The 16,452-nt window shown below is 42.2% G+C and carries 15 protein-coding genes and 2 tRNA genes; 5 read left to right on the forward strand and 12 right to left on the reverse strand.

Annotated features, from left to right (window positions below; translation table 11 throughout):
• From CJD36_RS19215 to CJD36_RS19250, 8 genes are all read right to left on the reverse strand, one after another.
• Positions 1–516: a hypothetical protein gene (locus tag CJD36_RS19215; protein WP_105040828.1), complete on the reverse strand. Its 516-nt coding sequence runs from the start codon at positions 514–516 to the stop codon at positions 1–3.
• Positions 517–833: 317 nt separating this feature from the next.
• Positions 834–1,601, reverse strand: a complete 768-nt coding sequence (locus CJD36_RS19220) for a DUF5131 family protein (RefSeq protein WP_105040829.1) — start codon at positions 1,599–1,601, stop codon at positions 834–836.
• An 84-nt stretch (positions 1,602–1,685) separates the two neighbouring features.
• On the reverse strand, positions 1,686–2,633 hold the full coding sequence (locus CJD36_RS19225; protein ID WP_105040830.1) for a hypothetical protein: 948 nt from the start codon (positions 2,631–2,633) through the stop codon (positions 1,686–1,688).
• Positions 2,634–2,667: 34 nt separating this feature from the next.
• On the reverse strand, positions 2,668–2,994 hold the full coding sequence (locus tag CJD36_RS19230) for a helix-turn-helix transcriptional regulator (protein ID WP_105040831.1): 327 nt from the start codon (positions 2,992–2,994) through the stop codon (positions 2,668–2,670).
• 218 nt (positions 2,995–3,212) lie between these two features.
• Complete coding sequence (locus tag CJD36_RS19235) at positions 3,213–4,196, reverse strand: hypothetical protein (RefSeq protein WP_133162718.1); 984 nt, start codon at positions 4,194–4,196, stop codon at positions 3,213–3,215.
• Positions 4,193–5,266 (reverse strand): tyrosine-type recombinase/integrase, encoded by a 1,074-nt coding sequence (locus CJD36_RS19240; protein ID WP_105040833.1) that lies wholly within the window; start codon positions 5,264–5,266, stop codon positions 4,193–4,195. The genes CJD36_RS19235 and CJD36_RS19240 overlap by 4 nt, the downstream gene beginning before the upstream one ends.
• Positions 5,267–5,449: 183 nt before the next feature.
• Positions 5,450–5,535: transfer RNA gene (locus tag CJD36_RS19245), tRNA-Leu, on the reverse strand.
• 68 nt (positions 5,536–5,603) lie between these two features.
• Positions 5,604–5,679: transfer RNA gene (locus CJD36_RS19250), tRNA-Gly, on the reverse strand.
• A 263-nt stretch (positions 5,680–5,942) separates the two neighbouring features.
• Between CJD36_RS19250 and CJD36_RS19255 the strand changes: the two genes are divergently transcribed.
• Positions 5,943–6,599 (forward strand): heme exporter protein CcmB, encoded by a 657-nt coding sequence (locus CJD36_RS19255; RefSeq protein ID WP_105040834.1) that lies wholly within the window; start codon positions 5,943–5,945, stop codon positions 6,597–6,599.
• Between the two features lie 132 nt (positions 6,600–6,731).
• Here the strand turns inward: CJD36_RS19255 and CJD36_RS19260 are convergent, their stop codons facing one another.
• The 4 genes from CJD36_RS19260 to CJD36_RS19275 form a co-directional block, all read right to left on the reverse strand.
• Positions 6,732–7,148 carry a molybdenum cofactor biosynthesis protein MoaE gene (locus CJD36_RS19260; RefSeq protein ID WP_105041004.1) on the reverse strand — a complete coding sequence of 139 codons (417 nt, stop codon included), beginning with the start codon at positions 7,146–7,148 and terminating at the stop codon, positions 6,732–6,734.
• 10 nt (positions 7,149–7,158) lie between these two features.
• Positions 7,159–7,401 (reverse strand): MoaD/ThiS family protein, encoded by a 243-nt coding sequence (locus CJD36_RS19265; RefSeq protein WP_105040835.1) that lies wholly within the window; start codon positions 7,399–7,401, stop codon positions 7,159–7,161.
• A complete protein-coding gene (locus CJD36_RS19270) occupies positions 7,395–8,150 on the reverse strand; it encodes a sulfite exporter TauE/SafE family protein (RefSeq protein ID WP_105040836.1) in 756 nt (251 codons plus the stop codon). The genes CJD36_RS19265 and CJD36_RS19270 overlap by 7 nt, the downstream gene beginning before the upstream one ends.
• Positions 8,151–8,242: 92 nt before the next feature.
• Positions 8,243–9,094: a DUF4476 domain-containing protein gene (locus CJD36_RS19275; RefSeq protein ID WP_105040837.1), complete on the reverse strand. Its 852-nt coding sequence runs from the start codon at positions 9,092–9,094 to the stop codon at positions 8,243–8,245.
• Between the two features lie 278 nt (positions 9,095–9,372).
• Here CJD36_RS19275 and CJD36_RS19280 point away from each other — a divergent pair, with 278 nt between their 5' ends.
• The 4 genes from CJD36_RS19280 (at position 9,373) to CJD36_RS19295 (ending at position 16,400) form a co-directional block, all read left to right on the forward strand.
• Positions 9,373–10,755, forward strand: coding sequence for a DUF58 domain-containing protein (locus tag CJD36_RS19280; protein ID WP_105040838.1), 1,383 nt, complete (start codon positions 9,373–9,375; stop codon positions 10,753–10,755).
• A gap of 172 nt (positions 10,756–10,927) precedes the next feature.
• On the forward strand, positions 10,928–11,665 hold the full coding sequence (locus CJD36_RS19285) for an ImuA family protein (protein ID WP_105041005.1): 738 nt from the start codon (positions 10,928–10,930) through the stop codon (positions 11,663–11,665).
• A 1-nt stretch (position 11,666) separates the two neighbouring features.
• Positions 11,667–13,163, forward strand: coding sequence for a Y-family DNA polymerase (locus CJD36_RS19290; protein ID WP_105040839.1), 1,497 nt, complete (start codon positions 11,667–11,669; stop codon positions 13,161–13,163).
• A gap of 12 nt (positions 13,164–13,175) precedes the next feature.
• The gene (locus CJD36_RS19295) at positions 13,176–16,400 is read left to right on the forward strand and encodes an error-prone DNA polymerase (protein WP_105040840.1); all 3,225 of its coding nucleotides are present in this window, start codon (positions 13,176–13,178) and stop codon (positions 16,398–16,400) included.
• Positions 16,401–16,452: the final 52 nt, after the last annotated feature.

Here is a 16,452-nt window from a genome sequence, read left to right on the forward strand (position 1 = left end):
TTAATGTTTATAATCAAAGTCTCCTGTTGCGGGATATGTAGCACCGTTATAAAGCAAGTTAACATTAAATGTCCCCTTTACTTCGCTCCCATTTGACAAGGATACATTTACAGTAGAAAGTGAATCAGAAGTACCGCTATATACTTTTCCACCATCGCCATAATCCGTTACAGTAATATAACAGCCAACTAAGATTGGAGTATTTGAAATACTGTAACCTGTTATATAAGTTCCAAGTGCCGTAGATATGTCATACTTGTGTGCACTTATAGTTACATCGACTTTATTCAAGTCCAATGATCTTAATCCAAATACAAAAACGTTATTTAGATTTTGTGTATTAGCTGTAATTGTATTACCAGGCACTGTACCAGTAACACTTACATTATAAGTCTTCCCATTAAATGTAATGTTACATGTACTTGTTGTAACAGAAGGAGTAACAGTAGTACTCCCGGAGGGGTGACACGAATACAGTGTCGATAGCAGGCAAACTGCAATGGTGATTTTTTTCATGTTTGGTAGTATTTGGACATTAATAAAAATAACGAGGGTGCAAATGAAATTCTCTTGCTGTCCAAGCCCTACCACGGGCCCCAAATACAAAAGACACAAATGCACCCCTTGAGGCACATCATATCTATACTTGTATTTGGGGCTGTTAAAATGTGGTAGTATTTGGACAGCATAACATAGTATAATGCAAAACTCTATGTTGATTCTTTATTTTTCTATAAGCAGTCTATTTTTTCACAAATATAATGTACTTATGTTCTAAGTCAAGGTGCCCTTGCACCTTTATTAATTCGTCTATTCATATTTTATAGGTTGGTTTAACGGTAAAATTCTCTGACTTGTAAATCTGGAGGTATTGGCAAAACTTTATCAATCTGTTTGAAGAAGTATGGAGTATCAGTTGCCTTGCATTCGGCAAGTAACTTTCTGGCCCAATCAGTATTAAACGGCCGTCTACCGGGTCCAGATTCGCCTCCCTGAATAACCCAGGATATCTGCTTCGACTCTAACCATGGCAATAATGTAATTTCATCCAGCTGTGGCTCTACTGAAAGAAAGCGTTTTCCATTGACCTGAAGCAACTGAGGAATTAATGTATTTGATGTAGTCTGGCTTACCGGTGAAGTACCGAACATAACATTTACCGGTGGATTCACTTTCCATGTCTCCGGAATATACTTATTGACATTACCAGGTCGCTTTGTTAGTAATAAAAACATTAGATTGGGATACATTCCATCGGATATGTTTTTGAATAGCTGATCTCGTAAGTCGCCAGTATTTTCATTTAGCGCATCACCTTTTTTATCAATTAGTGGCATCGGTTTTTCGAATATATCGCACATTGACCCAACGAATACCCGATGTATTTCTCCCACTGCTTTTGCCAACTTCTGATATTTAATTAAGTCTGAGAAAGTTGATTGTATTTTCTTTCGGGGCTTATCATTACCCCAGATGTCGTTGCCCCATCTAACTGCACATGTTTCTGCATAGCAGTTATTGCACCCTTCATGTACCTTTGTGCAACCGTGCCAGAGGTTTCCTGTATGTTTTGTCCACTCTATAGACGAGTTCTTACCCATTTGTTTTCTTTTTAAAAGTAATGTTTGATAATAAATACAATTTGCTTGGGAACATTTTTACCATTTAGGTAAAGGGTAAATTTGTTACCCCGCGCATAACTCCCCCCATTCCGACAGTATTAGATTACGTATTTCCCCTTGTGTATCCTGCCCCCCACATATAGTTGATTGATCCCTGAATTTTGTACGCTGTTTATTAAAGTACTTAGGCCTAGCCTGATGTAGTTGTTGCCAGTAGTCCCGATACTTACCCATTAATAGGAGTTCCCTCTGAATATCTGTTATACCAATTGTGTCAAGGTTTACTCCTGGTTCACTAATAAGTATATTATCCCACGCCTTCGTTAAAACTTTACCTAGCGCAGCAACCTTTCTTTTGTTAAGAAGATCAGCAAATGTTGCAATACCAAAAATTGCCATTGGTTGCATTTTAGTATACCTTACTTCAAACCTCATCAATTGCCTATCTAGTTTGTTTTGCAACCCCTTGTCATAACATTTTATTGAATGTTGAGTGTGTGGGGCGTACCGACCTAATATTAGACCTGTTGTATCGGGTTTATATTCAATGAAAGGTACTGTACGATGCAGTAATACACTGTTTGCGATATAATTGCTTACTCCAAATGACAAAGGGACGTTCACCCCGACCTCAATATTTTGTAACTTTAAATCGCTCGGTGACAAACACAACACATCAGAGAGGTGATATACTTCATAACTCAACGCAGAGTTTGGAAATTGTTGAAAGTTTACTCCATTAAAATAGTTCTTATGGAAACTTCCTTTTACAAATAAAAGACAGCTTTTTGCTCCTAATATACCCCCGTTAAAATAGTTAGTCTGTTTAACAGTAAGCGTATATTCTTCAAATTTACATTCGTAGGTATTAACTACTTCACCCACCCTCGAACTGGTGTTTTTTAATTCACCAGTATCATCATCTGTGCCTACGTAGAATGTTAAGCCTGTCCTTTTCTTCCACTCCTCAAAATCTGTAATCTCTGCAATTGCCTTAAAGCCGTCAATCATATCAACAGGTTTAATTGGGGGTTCCTGTTGAATGTTATTTTCTGTCTGTTTTCTTGTACTTCTTGAGTGTAACAATTGCCGTAGCTTCAGCCTCTGTTTTATCAGCAGTTTTAACCTCGTTGCGTAGTAGCCAATGATCCACCTCCTCTCGGTCGAAATAAATCTGCTTACCCATCGGCTTAGAATGCGGCACTAAACCAGCAGCGGTTAGTTTGTACAAATACGACTTACTTAAACCCGTGTAAGCTGCCACTTCATCAAAAGTCAGTACCGCTTTTACAGATAATAAGGCTTGTTCTATTGAAGTAAGCCGGCCATTTATCAACTGTAGTTCCTGAAATGCATCAGAATTGTTTTCCATTTTTTATAGTTCACAAATTAAAAATGGACATTGCGCAATGTCATCACCTCATTTAAAGTGACAATGCAAATTTTGAACTTATTATTCACTAAGGGAAAAAAGGGGAAGATGTCGAAACGGCTAAAACCCTTTACCAATAAGGGTTTCAGTTTAAACACAAACTAAATAAGGGGAATATCAGGGTGGAAGAAGGTGGATAATATAGGGAAGATTAGAGGCTAATCTTTACCATTTAATTTCGGTACAGCTATTTTATAGTTAATAAATCTCTTATCATGCTTTGTTAAAATAAATTTTTTAACACTCGCAGCAAGCGTAGTGTCATATCTTTTTTCGATAAACCGCCGATACAAAGGGAAATTATTAAGAGTGCTTCTATTATGAAACTGGCTCTTAAAGTACCCATGCTCAGATAGAACATGTATCAGGACAATTAATTTTAATTTATTACCCTTTTTATCTAAAAACTTATGATTGATATCAATTACGCCCTCATCTAATAGTCCTTCCTCTACTTCCAAAAAAGTTGGGATGGCTCTCGGTATAAACACATCTTCGAGGTTGTCAAGATTATGGGGTGCATTAAATTTTGCACTCATCTTTTTATCAATATTCGCTGCTTTCTTTGCGCCATTAATTTTAATTTGATTAGCTCTGCTCATAGCATCGCTGACTTTCTGTACTCTGATTGCTGTTTGTTTATATTTGTCGTATTTGAAATTAATATGGCGTGTAAATTTCCTTTTAAAATATCCAAGGACTAGCAAATACTGCTTTTTTGCGGCATTTTTCTCTAGTTCAATTAATCCTGATTTTACTATTGAAAATGCAAAAGCTACAAGGTCACGTTTTCTAGCATCAGTAGGATTTTCCAAATCCTGGAACGACAAGGTAATTATGCTGTCCAATAACCTGCATACAGCTCGTCCTTCAATTGGTAAATTATCCCCTTCGTAACGTAATTTTTCGAAGTCATATTCCCAACAATATTCAACGAGCGAGACATTTACATTTTTAGGATCAGTATTGTCTTTACGACTATCTGGGTCGTAACCGTTAACCTGACCAGTTATAACCCTAACCAATCTCTTTGATTTAGGGTTATAACCTACTTCAGATTTAAACATTTTCGACATAGCTGAGAACCATTCGCTATTCATTCTGCCGACGATAGATAAAATTTCCTCTTCAAATGACATCATAATTCCAGTTGTGGTAAGCTATTTACAGCATTTCTTTTTAATTCTTCTGCAACTCTTGCATATCTAAGTACATATTTTAAGCTAGAATGCCCCAATAATTTAGCTACTATCATGACATCTACACCATTATATATCAAATTTGTTGCAAATGTATGGCGCGCACAATGCCAGGTCACGTGCTTACCAATCTCGGCAGCATTTACCCAGTTTTTCAGTAATTTAAGAGCCCCGGTGGGGGATGGTAAAGAAAATATTATTTCGTTGGGCTCTAAAGGTTCTGGCAATAAAGCCTGTGCAGTTTTGTTTAATTGGACAACTGTCTCAGTATTAGTCTTAGCTCTATTCTTTGTTAATACGCCATTGCGAAGATTGATATTTTTCCATCGCAACTCTTTTACGTCAATCCAGGCAAGACCTGTATGACAACAGAAAAGAAATGAATTGCGAACCTGTTGATTTGATATTGGCGTTTTGGATAGAATCTGTATCTCCTCGCTCGTTAATACTGATTTAATTAAACTTTCATCACGCTTAATAGTTACCTCTTCAGCGGGATTACTAAGTATGATCTTGTCCCGATGTGCATTCTTAATCATCTTTTTAAAACGCTTGAAGTAACTACTCGCTCCTTCACCTTCAGATGTGTCCATTAAATATTCAGAGAATTTATAAACGATAGACTCCGTAAGTTGCCTCATTGTGAGACTTTTAATTCCTTCATTTTTCATAAAGGTTTGGAACCGCTTACATACACCTTCCATATTACGCTTATCCTTCTTGGTATAATTAGAAATGTAGTTTTCAAAATATTCTATGAAATCAACATTACCTTTAAAAGATGCTACCACATCATAACTAAGGCTGATTATTTCCTGCTCCCTCTTTACTCTAATATTCTCAGCAAGCTCTTTTATTTCCTTATTCCTCTTCCTATCTGCTACGGTTGTGGCATTTGTAACTAACCTACAATTCTCTAAATTTTCTTTATGTCGTTTACCATTCTGATATACATCCAGATATAAGGCTGTAAGACCATTAGCCAGGGGCTTCTTTCGTATTGTAACGCTCATGATTGTCTTTGTTTTCCTTTGGTTAGATAAAATTAGCTAAATGACAAATGTTCCCCAACAACGGGGGACAAATGAGGGACAAAAATTGTGTTAAAGTAAGAAAATAAAGAAATACCAAAAGAAAGAAAGTGTTGATTTTACTGGGTTTCAGGCATAAAAAAACCACCCCTAAAGGTGGTTTTGTGCCCCAGACGGGAATTGAACCCGTACTCGCATTACTGCAAACAGGATTTTAAGTCCTGCGCGTCTACCAATTCCGCCACCAGGGCTCCTGGCCACTTTCGGTAGAGAAAGTGTACTGCAAAAAAAAACCAAACCTAAAAGGTTTGGAATCTTTTGGAGCGGAAGACGAGACTCGGACTCGCGACCCCGACCTTGGCAAGGTCGTGCTCTACCAACTGAGCTACTTCCGCATTTTGTTAAGACCTTTTCCCCTTTCGGGAGTGCAAATATAACGACACATTCCTTTTCCACAAACTCTTTCACACTTTTTTTCAAAGAAATTTTTTCTGTATGTTTCACCAGCAGCAGATAGTCGTTAGTACATAGTAAATAGTTCCGTTTTACTCCTAATATATTGTTTTACACTTTACCCAACATTTTCTATCTCCTAACCACTATTTACTATCTGCCAACGACTATGTACTATCTACTAAATACTATCTTTGCGCCCTGAATGGCTGGAAGTGCATTTATATCGTTGGTAAAAAAAGACCTGCTCATAGAGTGGCGGCAGAAACATACACTGTTTGGTGTGCTGCTATATGTGGGTGGTACCGTATTTGTGGTGTACATGATGAATGGACAGCCTGAAGCACGCGTATGGAATGCACTCTTCTGGCTCACTCAGCTTTTTGTTGCTGTCAATTCTGTTGCCAAGAGTTTCTTGCAGGAGCATCCCAATAGATTCCGCTATTACTTTACACTCGTACACCCTATAACCTTTATGCTGGCCAAGATGACTTACAGTATCGTTCTGATGCTGGTCATGACACTGGTTACGCTATTTCTATATTACCTTATGCTGGGTTGGCCACTCACCAATTCAGGTTTATTCATCCTCATTAGTTTAGTGGGTAGCATCAGCTTGTCTTCTGTTTTCACCTTCCTCTCTGCCATAGCAGCACGTGCACAACAGAACTCGGCACTCATGGCTATTCTTGGTTTTCCATTGGTCACGCCCCTACTCATGATCCTTAGTAAACTGGCTGTTGTAGCGCTAAGTCCGGTGTATGTAGAAGGTTGGGGGGCATTGGCTGCTGTGTTATTAGCTCTTGATGGGCTGATCATTCTATTGGGTGTGATCCTGTTCCCTTTCCTGTGGCAGGAGTAGGTGGTAAATAGTCATTAGTCGAGAGTAGATAGCCCCGTGTTAGACAGATTATCTTTCAACATAAAGGTAAAGGCTAACCAATATTTCCACGTGTCCCATTCACTATTTACTATTTACTATTTACTATTTACTTTACGGTGTCGCACTCACCCAAACTTCTCCATCTTCGAAGATCTCTTTCTTCCATATAGGGACAGTTTGTTTGAGGGTATCTATTATGTAGCGGCAGGCATCAAATGCTGCACCTCTGTGTGCTGCCGAAACTGCTATTACCACCGGCACTTCCCCTACTTCAAGTATACCCGTGCGGTGATGGATCACCACTTTATGTAACGGCCATTGCGCAGTAGACTGCTCGGCTATCTTCTTCATCTCGCTGATGGCCATAGGCTCGTAGGCTTCAAATTCCAGCCGCACTACCCTTCTCCCTTTAGTAGCGTCTCTTACAGTACCAATAAATACATCAATACCACCTGCAGCAGGTGTCATCACTGCATTGATGCAGTTGGTTATATCTAATGGTCTGTCTGTAAGTACTATGTCTATCATATGTATTTGTTTATCCACCGCTTACAGGTGGAATTATAGCTATTTCTTCGTTCCCGACTAATACTACTTCATTACCTGCGTACTCATTGTTTACTGCCACCATGTAAGACGAAAGGCTTGCCAGTCTAGGATACTGTAGCTCCAGGGTTTGCTTCAGGTCTCCTATAGCGGATTTACCACCCATGTCGACACTCAGTTGCGATGTATTGAAGATCTCCTTCGCCACTCCAAAAGCCAATATTTTCACTACCATATCAGATGTACATGTTTTGATAATACTTCTACCCCGGCCGCAAACACCAGCACTGCTGTTACCCGCCTTATAGCCAGTTCATTCAACTTCTTAATCCCTACCCTCGACCCAATCTGCCCCCCAACAAATACTGCCACACACAACAGCAAAATTCGGGAATAATTGATATCCGAAGGGATGGGTTTAGACAAATGAGCTAAAAGGCTGGATACTGAATTGACCAGTATAAATACCGATGCTGCTGCGGCTATCTTCTTTGGCACGTCCCACTTAGTAAGGTGCAGCATAGGCGAAAGAAATATGCCGCCACCTATCCCTACCATCCCCGACAATAATCCGATGGATGCCCCCATGATCCCGCTCTTTACCACACCCTGCTTCTCGGCAGCAGTGTATGCACTTGGCTTCTTCAGCATCAACAAAATAGATGCAAGTATCAAACTACAGCCTAATAGAATGAAGAAGGTATCTGCACTTATCTTCACCAATGCCCCCAGGAAAGCCATAGGTATACTGAGTATAACTATGGGCAGTATCTTCTTTATGTCTACCTGCTTACTGCTCATGAACAGTATACTGCCACCGGTTACCACTATTATATTGCATACCAGCGCTACTGTCTTCATTTCATATATTGGCAGTTGATACATAGCCAGTACCGCCAGGTAACTGGAACCTCCTCCAAAACCCACAGAAGAATATATGAAGGCTATACCCAGAAAGAAAATAAGTAGCTCCCAGTGCTGCATGGGCTAAAAGTAATTAACGATAGGCAAACACCAACAAAAAACCGGGAAACAACTTTCGCTGTTTCCCGGTGAGTACTTAATGATTGTGCATATTACCTATTGGCGTTAATGAAATCATTCAATGCAGTCTTGTTAGAATCCCATGTAAATATGTTAGCTATTGTGTAGTAGTTCTGCCTGTCTACTGTTCTCTTATAGGCATACTTAGCAAAATCTATCTTACTGTCTTCCCATGAGAAGGTCTTGCAAATGGTTATCACCTGGTCTACAGTGAAATAATTGTTGTTAGCAATGGTTTTAGCTGTAGACAATCTTGTCTCGTCCCAGGCGCTTGACTTAATAGTCTGAATAGCTGCTGCAAAAGACTGATTGTCCATCTGCATTGGAGGTGGTGGTGGCGGTGGTGTAGTAACTACCTGAACCGGCGCGTTGTTACGACCATTATCACGGCCGTAGTGCATCACATACTCTCCCTGCTCACCACGGTAATCCCGCTCCAGGTTATTCATTCTGTTAAACGAAAGCCTTGCATAACCACTTCTGTCTCTCACTATCCTCATGCTCAGGTTTATCGGTCCACCCTCAATAGGATCCATAAACGTAATGGTCTTAGAAATAGCTGGTGTACGGTTATCGTCAAATATGATCTGTATATCATTTACAACAAATGGAAGATCTTCTATTCGTACCCTCGTCTGTGCGTAGGTATTCTGTTTGATACCGTTGAGCATTAAGAAAAAACGCTCCCCATTTTCAGACCAAATAGACAATGCACTACCTGGCACACCCACCATCTGGCCATATCCGCTTCCGTTTCCATTTCCGTTTCCTCTTCCTCCTCCATTACCATGTCCATTGCCACCGCCACGGCTGTCTCTGCTACCCTGAGCTAATGATAAAAATGGCAATACAATCAGTGCTAATAAAAATAATCTACGTTTCATAAAATTATGTTTGTGTGCAAGAATAATAAATATTTCTCAATCTATAGAGCTGTAAATCAATTAGTGTGCCAATTTTATTTAGTCGTTAGTAAACAGTATATAGACTTTATAAACGACAAGAATGCAGCTAGAGAGAGGATCATTTTTGTTATGGAAGTCACATGCAAGCGTTCTTATGAATATGTGCTAACGACTATAGACCAATAACTATCTACTATTTTAACATCTCTTAAAAGGCTATTTATTTATTTTCATACCTTGGTAGTTGTAAACTGATCATGAATATCAAACAAATGAAGTGGCGTATACGGTATGCCATGCAATATTTCCCCTTTACGCTCAATACCCTGCTCTGTACCGCTGCTTTTTGGGGTGGCTATCACTTGCTCTATAAGCCTACTCCAAAGGGCGAGGATCAATCTTCTCTGATGCCCTTCATCATACTTATGGGCAAAATGACATTCATGCTACTTGCATTTATAGTCATCATATCTGTGCTCAGCACCATAGCCACCTGGATATACTACCTGATCCAAAAAAGCAATGGCAAATTGCTGACTGTTGACTTCAATATAGAATCGAGGAAAGGCAGAAAGAACAGGTTGTTCCTGTATGCCAGTCTACCTGGGGCTATACGGCCTTTACTGGGCTTTGTAAAGGGTCGCCTTATCTATGACGATAACCAGATGACAGACCAGTTCAGCTTAATGTCGGGGCAACGTAAAGAACGCAGTATCTGGCGGCTGGCCATAACCGGCAAAAGCAATATTGTACTACCCGACATAAAGGAATATGACCTTAAAGGTGGCTTTGTGTACTTTCAGGATATGCTGCATCTCTTCTCGCTGGCGGTGCCGCAGCCTATAAGCGGACACTTCTACCAACCGCCTGTTTTAATGCAGGAACAGGATGCTGATGTATACCCTAAGAAGACCGAAACACTTGATGTGCGCATAGAGCAGATGCGCCGTGTAGAGGGCGAGCATACCAACTATAAAGACTTTGAGGCGGGTGATGATGTGCGCCGCATAGTATGGAAGGTATATGCCCGCAACCGCGAACTGGTAGTGCGCATCCCCGAAATGTTTGAGCCTTATGCATCGCACCTCAACTACTATGCTTCCTTCTTTGCCGATGTAAAAGACAGCTGGCTGGATGATGGCTACCTGAAGGAAATGCTCAACTACTACAAGAACAATGTATGGACTGTTTACGACACCCTTTCTAAGAAAGAATGGCAAATGTCATTTGTGCCCGACCAGGAATTTACGGTGGCAGACGAGGCTGATGACGCGGCTAAAACTGCCCGCATCATCAGCAATAGTGAGTGGCATAAAGACAAGTCATTATCAGAATATTTCAGCCCTAAAAACGGCACAGTGCTGTGCATTTCTTCACTTACCGACCCGCACGATCTAGCCAACCTGCTGGAGCGTTGCGATGCCTCAACAGTTGTGTATTTTGTAAAGGTATCGCAAGTATTTAAGCACTATGCGGCACTCAACCTGTTGAGCCGCCTGATCATCCGTCCGCCGCAAGACAGGCTCTCCAAACTTCGCACCCGCTGGCTCTTCTCGCCAATGCGCCTGCAGGTCAATAAAAGAGAGCAGGCAATTGAAGCATTGCTCAAAAAGAGCGATGTAGTGTGGGGGGAATTGTAATTCCATCTAATAAGTATATCTTTTCTTGTTACGCCCATATTAGAATGGGACGGGCTTCAATGTCACAAATTTAGTCAATAAATATAATATTCCATTTTTAATGACATATATTTGTCAATTAAATTGACATTTTATGCAAATGTCTGATTTATAGCAATACAATATGGTTATTATGAATGAACAGGTGGCAAAGAATGACGTTATCAGACAATTGCAAAAAGAGGTTCTTTCGTTGCAGGGAAATATAATACCTACTGCCGATCAGCGTTGGAAAACAGCGCTTGGCCCTATTGAAAAGGCATTCCCTAACAGCACTTTCCCTATTGGCGCTGTGCATGAGTTCATAAGTAATACACAAGAAAATACTGCAGCCACTAATGGATTTATATCCGGTCTGCTTAGTGGCTTTATGAAAAAAGAAGGCATCTGCCTTTGGGTGGGTACCAAACGGACTATATTTCCCCCGGCGTTAATAGCATTTGGCATACAACCAGAACGCATCATTTTCATTGATGTAGCTAAATCGAAAGAAGTATTATGGGTAATAGAGGAAGGATTGAAGTGCAATACGCTTATAGCTGTTGTGGGTGAGTTACAGGAGCTAAGCTTTACTGAGTCCCGGCGATTACAGTTGGCTGTTGAGGAAAGCAGGGTGACAGGTTTTATTCATCGCTATAAACCCAAAAGCGAAAATACAGTTGCCTGCGTTTCGCGCTGGAAGATCAATCCCTTACGGAGTATTATTGAAGACGGCATGCCGGGAGTGGGCGCACCCCGATGGAATGTACAGTTGGCAAAGGTAAGGAATGGTAAGCCCGGCAGCTGGGATGTGGAATGGACGGCCAATACATTCCGGTTTCTTACCCGCACTCTTGCTATTCCTGAACTTGAAACCCGAAAAGCAGGATAGCATGGGCAAGCGTTTTGTAGCATTATGGTTCCGTCATTTAACTACTGACTGGATGATCCGCCGTCGGCCGGAACTTTCAGATCGTCCATTTGTTTTTGCATCACCCGAGCGGGGACGTATGGTAGTGAGCGCAGCTAATATTGCCGCAGAGGCGAAAGGCATTATGGCAAAAATGGTTGTTGCTGATTGCAGGGCGATACTCCCATCTTTAGAGGTGCTCGATGAAATACCCGGGCAGGCCACAAAACTACTTCGTGCTATCGCCGAATGGTGCATCCGATTTACGCCTGTTGCGGCTGTTGATGAGCCCGACGGGATTATGCTGGACGTAAGCGGCTGTCCTCACTTGTGGGGAGGTGAGCGCCCATACCTTATTGACCTGCTCCAAAAGCTAAGGGGATTCGGATATGATGTAAGAGCCGCTATTGCAGACACCGCAGGTGCTGCCTGGGCTGTATGCCACTTCGGCAAGGTTAAACCTATCATTGAACCATGCTGCCAGCTGGAGGCGTTGCTACCACTTCCGCCGGCATCATTACGGCTGGAGGTAGAAACGTTACAAAAGCTTGAAAAACTGGGGTTACACCAGGTGAGCAGCTTCATTAATATGCCTCGCAGGGCATTACGCAGGCGATTTGGAGATACCCTTCTCTTAAGGCTTGACCAGGCCTTAGGGCAGGAACCGGAGATAATTCATCCCATCCAACCTATTGAGCCTTACCACGAACGGCTGCCCTGTATGGAGCCGATACGAACAGGAACAGGAATAGAGATAGCATTACAGCAGCTTTTAGAAACGATGTGCCAACGACTCGTAGATGAAGGAAAAGGATTGAGGAAAAGTATTTTTAAAGGATTCCGTATTGATGGTAATATCCAGCAAATAGTAATTGGCACGGTGCGCCCGTCAAGAAATGTTGCGCATTTATTCAAACTATTTGAAAATAAAATACCTGGTATAACACCTGCATTAGGCTTCGAATTGTTCATACTTGAAGCCCCGGTTGTTGAAGATATTGCCATAGCACAGGAAACATTATGGCACACTTCAGAGCATGATGATGTTGCCATATCAGAGCTACTAGACAGAATAGGTGGTAAGGTCGGCATGCACACTATCCACAGGTATCTGCCAGATGAGCATTACTGGCCGGAGCGCTCTTACAAGGTCACCACTGCATTGCAGGAAAAACCTGCTACAGATTGGCGTACCGACCTACCCAGGCCTTTGTACATACTTCCCCAACCGGAAATAATAGAAGTGACAGTACCCATACCAGATTATCCACCCATGCTGTTTATCTATAAAGGGGCGTTGCACACGATCATAAAAGCAGATGGCCCCGAACGAATAGAACAGGAGTGGTGGATAACAGGAGGCCTGCAAAGGGACTATTATTGTGTGGAAGACGAGAAGGGAGGCAGGTACTGGCTATTCCGTTCCGGTCATTACAGTAGCGGTGAACCTGAATGGTACATACATGGATTTTTTGCTTAAAAAACAACTACGGTGGATTATACAGAATTACAGGTAACAACTAATTTCAGCTTTTTACGGGGTGGCTCACATCCCGAAGAAATGGTAGAGGCTGCAGCAGCATTAGGCTATTCAGCAATTGCTATCACTGATGTAAATACATTAGCGGGAATTGTACGTGCTTATGCAGAAGCAAAAAAACAGGGTGTACGTATTATTCCCGCCTGTCGCCTTGATCTGATCGACGGGCATAGCCTGCTTGCCTACCCAACAGATAAGGAAGCGTATGGTCGGCTGTCAGGATTGCTTTCTGAAGGAAATCGCCGTACAGAAAAAGGGCAATGTCATTTGTATAAAAAGGATGTATACCAATATAGTCAAGGGATAAAATTTATTATACCACCACCTGCCGCGCTCGATGCATCATTTGATTTTGATCCCGCTTTTGTAGCAGATATACAAGAGTACAGGCAGGCATTGGGCAGCAATGTATATTTAGGTGCCACCCGCTCCTACCAGGCAAACGACAGTAAAAAGCTGTTCCGCCTTTCTCAATTATCAGAGCAATTCGCCATTCCACTCATTGCTACTAATGATGTGCATTACCATATTCCCGAACGTAGGGAGTTACAAGACGTACCTACCTGCATCCGCGAAAAATGCACTATACACACCGCGGGCTTCAGGCTATATCAGAATGCGGAGCGACACCTGAAAACTAAGAAGGAAATGCTACGGCTTTTTCAACAATACCCCGATGCTATATGCCGCGCACAGGAATTGGCAGAGGCATGTACATTTTCTTTAAATGAACTCAAATATATTTACCCCGAAGAAATAACCAGCGAAGGAAGAACACCACAGGAGGAACTGGTACATCTCACCTGGCAAGGGGCAAAAGAAAAATTCGGAGAAACAATACCCAACGCTATCAGGCAAACAATACAATTTGAGCTTGAGTTTATGGAGCGGAAAAATTATGCATCCTATTTTTTAACTGTTTATGATTTCGTCAGTTTCGCAAGAGATCGGAATATCCTTTGCCAAGGCCGTGGCTCGGCTGCCAATTCTGTAGTGTGTTATTGCCTTGGCATTACTTCGGTCAACCCTTCGAAATTCAAGCTGTTGTTTGCCCGCTTCATGTCTGACGCAAGGGATGAGCCACCTGATATAGACGTTGACTTTGAGCATGAGCGGAGAGAGGAGGTCATTCAATACATCTACCAGAAGTATGGGCGCGACCGCGCGGCAATTGTTGCCACGGTTACTCAGGTACATTTTAAAGGAGCAGTACGTGATGTGGCAAAAGCAATGGGTCTGTCAGTAGATGCTATCAACAGGTTGTCCGATTCCTCATGGGAGTTTACTGATGATTGGTTTGCCGGCAAGGGCACTACTTCTGATGGCTTTGACCCCAACGACAGCCATCTTATGAAGGTATTGCAGCTAACAAGGCAATACATAGGCTTTCCACGCCAGCTAGGGCAGCATACAGGTGGGTTCATCATCACACAGGGCAAGCTATCCGACCTCTGCCCTATACTTAATGCCCGTATGGAAAACCGCACCTGCATAGAATGGAACAAAGATGACATAGAAGCATTGGGCTTCCTTAAAGTAGATGTATTGGCTTTGGGTATGCTCACTTGTATCCGTAAAACTTTCGACCTGTGTAAAGCACATTACGGGCTTGACCTTACATTGGCTAATATCCCTCAGGATGATCCGCTGGTATACGAAATGATATGCCATGCCGATACTATTGGTGTATTCCAGATTGAGAGCAGAGCACAAATGTCTATGTTGCCCAGGCTCAAACCAAAATGCTTTTATGATCTGGTAATAGAAGTGGCCATAGTGCGGCCCGGCCCTATACAAGGAGACATGGTACATCCTTATTTGCGGCGGCGTGAGGGTAAAGAACCTATAGAATATCCTAAAGAAGAACTGAGAAATATATTGGGTCGCACATGCGGCGTGCCCCTGTTTCAGGAGCAGGCAATGGAAATAGCCATAGTAGCGGCAGGCTTCACACCAGCCGAAGCTGATGGGCTGCGCAGAAGCATGGCTACTTTTAAGGCAAAGGGAAAAGTGAGTGACTGGCACAAAAAACTAGTGGCAGGCATGACAGCAAATGGTTATACGGAAGAGTTTGCCAACAGGGTTTTCAAACAATTGGAAGGCTTCGGTAGTTATGGATTCCCCGAAAGCCATGCTGCAAGTTTTGCATTACTGGTGTATATCTCATCCTGGGTAAAATGTTACTACCCCGATGTATTTGCAGCCGGGCTTTTAAACAGCATGCCTATGGGTTTCTACCAACCCGCGCAGATAGTCATAGATGCGCAGAAACATGGTGTAGAGGTATTGCCGGTAGACATCAACTATTCTTATTGGGACAATACACTTGCAAAAAGATCAGGTAAATATTACAGTCTTAGATTAGGCTTCCGGCAAGTGAAAGGACTACGCGAAGAAGAGATGGTGTTGCTTACCTCCAACCGCAGTACTGAATATACCACCATTGCATCCTTACGAGATCCGGGCCTGCCATTGGCTGTATTAGAAAAACTGGCAGATGCTGACGCCTTCCGGTCTATAGGACTAGACAGGCGGCAGGCATTATGGGAAGTTTCTGCGCTTGCAGACCGGCCAACCGGAATATTCACGGGCCAGCAACCTGAAGTTGAAGAAGGAATCCAACTTCCGGAGATGTCCTTATCAGAGCATGTCTTGCAAGACTATGGCTCTGTTGCATTATCCGTAAAGGCCCACCCTGTTAGCTTTATCCGCGAAAAATTATTGATGCTGCAGGCAATTACTACGAATGATCTAACTAACTGTAATGATGGCGCTATGGTAAAAATTGCAGGTTTGGTACTTGTCCGCCAGAGACCGGGCACTGCATCAGGCATTTGCTTTATAACCATTGAGGACGAAACAGGTGTAGCTAATCTGGTAGTATTTAAAAAGCTGTTTGATAAGTACCGCAAAGAAATTGTTCGATCGAGATTATTGCTGGTTGAAGGTAAAATACAGAAAGAAGGAGAGGTGATCCATGTTGTCGCCAGGCGCTGTTCCGACATCTCAGCATTGCTCAGGCAGTTGAGTAATAATGGCATGGATGGCAAACAGGTACACACTCCCCTACGAGCTGATGAAAATGGCGAGGACATGGCGAATTATAAAACCCTCGACACGCGGGTAAAGAAAGTAGTACAGGGCGATATTTTTTATGGGGGAAGAAATTTCAGGTAACCATTAATTCATAAGAACTGAAGTACGCATACCATCGGGGGAATCTCACCAT

This window comes from Flavipsychrobacter stenotrophus, assembly GCF_002954265.1.
GTDB classification, from domain to species: domain Bacteria; phylum Bacteroidota; class Bacteroidia; order Chitinophagales; family Chitinophagaceae; genus Flavipsychrobacter; species Flavipsychrobacter stenotrophus.

Bases quoted from the DNA above. Each gene is read 5' to 3' on its own strand.
- CJD36_RS19215 (WP_105040828.1), bottom strand. From the start codon at position 516: ATGAAAAAAATCACCATTGCAGTTTGCCTGCTATCGACACTGTATTCG.
- CJD36_RS19220 (WP_105040829.1), bottom strand. From the start codon at position 1,601: ATGGGTAAGAACTCGTCTATAGAGTGGACAAAACATACAGGAAACCTC.
- CJD36_RS19225 (WP_105040830.1), bottom strand. From the start codon at position 2,633: ATGATTGACGGCTTTAAGGCAATTGCAGAGATTACAGATTTTGAGGAG.
- CJD36_RS19230 (WP_105040831.1), bottom strand. From the start codon at position 2,994: ATGGAAAACAATTCTGATGCATTTCAGGAACTACAGTTGATAAATGGC.
- CJD36_RS19235 (WP_133162718.1), bottom strand. From the start codon at position 4,196: ATGATGTCATTTGAAGAGGAAATTTTATCTATCGTCGGCAGAATGAAT.
- CJD36_RS19240 (WP_105040833.1), bottom strand. From the start codon at position 5,266: ATGAGCGTTACAATACGAAAGAAGCCCCTGGCTAATGGTCTTACAGCC.
- CJD36_RS19255 (WP_105040834.1), top strand. From the start codon at position 5,943: ATGGCTGGAAGTGCATTTATATCGTTGGTAAAAAAAGACCTGCTCATA.
- CJD36_RS19260 (WP_105041004.1), bottom strand. From the start codon at position 7,148: ATGATAGACATAGTACTTACAGACAGACCATTAGATATAACCAACTGC.
- CJD36_RS19265 (WP_105040835.1), bottom strand. From the start codon at position 7,401: ATGGTAGTGAAAATATTGGCTTTTGGAGTGGCGAAGGAGATCTTCAAT.
- CJD36_RS19270 (WP_105040836.1), bottom strand. From the start codon at position 8,150: ATGCAGCACTGGGAGCTACTTATTTTCTTTCTGGGTATAGCCTTCATA.
- CJD36_RS19275 (WP_105040837.1), bottom strand. From the start codon at position 9,094: ATGAAACGTAGATTATTTTTATTAGCACTGATTGTATTGCCATTTTTA.
- CJD36_RS19280 (WP_105040838.1), top strand. From the start codon at position 9,373: ATGAATATCAAACAAATGAAGTGGCGTATACGGTATGCCATGCAATAT.
- CJD36_RS19285 (WP_105041005.1), top strand. From the start codon at position 10,928: ATGAATGAACAGGTGGCAAAGAATGACGTTATCAGACAATTGCAAAAA.
- CJD36_RS19290 (WP_105040839.1), top strand. From the start codon at position 11,667: ATGGGCAAGCGTTTTGTAGCATTATGGTTCCGTCATTTAACTACTGAC.